This is a genomic window from Streptomyces sp. NPDC048002 (assembly GCF_040653275.1).
GTDB lineage: Bacteria > Actinomycetota > Actinomycetes > Streptomycetales > Streptomycetaceae > Streptomyces.
In genome coordinates this window covers 1-1,935 of record NZ_JBEZNL010000093.1, presented here as the reverse complement: position 1 = coordinate 1,935, position 1,935 = coordinate 1, and the positions used below count along the sequence as shown (strand labels likewise).

Genomic DNA, 1,935 nt, shown 5'->3' with positions numbered 1-1,935 from the left:
ATCACCACCGGATCAGACACCAAATCCACACCCGACCCCGCAACACCACCCCCCACCACACCCACAACACCCGCACCCAACGAACCCGAAGAACCGGACGAACCCGAAGAACCCGAAACACCAACCAACTCGCCCACCAGCAAACCCGCCACCGCCACCGGCGTCGGAAAATCAAAAACCAACGTCGCCGGCAACCTCACCCCCAACGCCTCGCCCAACCGATTCCGCAACTCAACAGCCAACAGCGAATCGAAACCCAACTCCTTGAACGTCCGATCCGTGTCGAGCGCCCGGTCCGGCGCATGGCCCAGGACGAGAGCGACACAGGAGCGCACTACTTCGAGGAGTTCACGGAGCTGCTCCGCATCCGACAGGCCTGCCAGCCTCCGGACGAGCGAGTCTGCAGCGGCATCGCCGGCCTGGACATTCCCGGCAGCCCGGCGAGCAGGGACCCGGACGAGGCCGCGCATCAGCGGCGGTACCACGCCATTGGGGGCCTGGGCACGGACGGCGGAGGTGTTCAGACGGGCGGTGACCAGCAGCGGTTCATCCGTGGCGAGGGCCGCGTCGAAGAGGGCGAGACCCTGGTCGGACGGGAGGGCGACGATTCCGGTGCGGGTCATGCGGGCAACGGCCGCCCGGTCCATGTGACCCGTCATTCCGCTGGCGTCGGCCCAGAGGCCCCAGGCCAGCGAGACCGCGGGCAACCCCTCGGCCCGCCGCCGCTGCGCCAACGCGTCCAAGAAGGTATTGGCAGCTGCGTAGTTGGCCTGACCGGGGCCTCCGAATACGCCAACCACGGAAGAGAAGAGGACGAAGGCGGAGAGGTCGAGGTCGCGGGTCAGTTCGTCCAGATGGACAGCGGCATCCACCTTGGGGCGCAGAACACGGCCGAATTGCTCAGGAGTGAGTCCGGTGACCACGGAATCGTCGAGGACACCGGCGAGGTGCACCACCCCCGTAACCGGATACGCGGCCAGCAACTCCTCAACCGCCGCACGATCCGACACATCACAGGCCACCACCTCGGCAACCGCACCCGCAGCCGCCAACTCCTCCACCAACTCCACCGCACCCGGCACACCCACACCCCGCCGACTGGTCAACACCAGCCGCCGCACCCCGTACTCACCCACCAAATGCCGCGCAACCAACCCACCCAAAGTCCCCGTACCACCCGTCACGAGAACCGCACCACCACCAAACCGCCCCACCAACGAACCCGAAGAACCCGCCGAAGCCGAAGAAGCCGAAGAACCCGGGGAATCCGAAGAACCCACCCTCCCCAGCCGAGGCACCAGCACCTCACCGCCACGAACCGCGACCTGCCACTCCCCCGCCACCACGGAGGACAGCCCCTTGACGGCGGCCTGGACATCAACAGCTCCCGGTTCAAGGTCGACGAGCCCGAACCGCCCCGGGTTCTCCGCCTCGGCCGACCGCAACAGCCCCCACACCCCGGAAGCCGCAAGATCCGAAGGCCCGTCATCGACGCCGCTGACACCACCCACGGCACCCCGCGTCACGACAACCAACCGCACCCCGGCGAACCGCTCATCCGCCAGCCAACTCCGCGCTGCTTCCCAGGTCTTCAGAACCGCGTCATGGACGGACTCGGCGAACCCGGAGCCGCCCCCGTCAACAGGGAGCACCACGGCGGACGGCAACTCGGCCAGGCCCGCGATCTCGTCCAAGCCGCCATGGAAGGGCAACCCGAATCCGAAGGGATCGGCGTCCCCAAGGAGCGCCCACCCCCGCCCCACACCCACACCAGAACCAGACCCAACACCAGCCCCAGACCCAGACCCAGACCCGGACCCAACCGCCGCCCCAGCCCCGAACCCCCCAACAGCCCCCCACTCCACCCGGAACAACCCATCCCGACGCCCCGCCAACACCCCCAACCCCGCCACATCAACCGACCGCAACACCAAC

General features: G+C 68.0%; 1 protein-coding gene. It reads right to left on the bottom strand.

From position 1 onward, the window contains the following. Positions 1–1,694: beta-ketoacyl reductase (locus AB0E07_RS39820; RefSeq protein WP_362263378.1), on the bottom strand; the 1,694-nt coding region annotated here is incomplete at its 3' end. Positions 1,695–1,935: the final 241 nt, after the last annotated feature.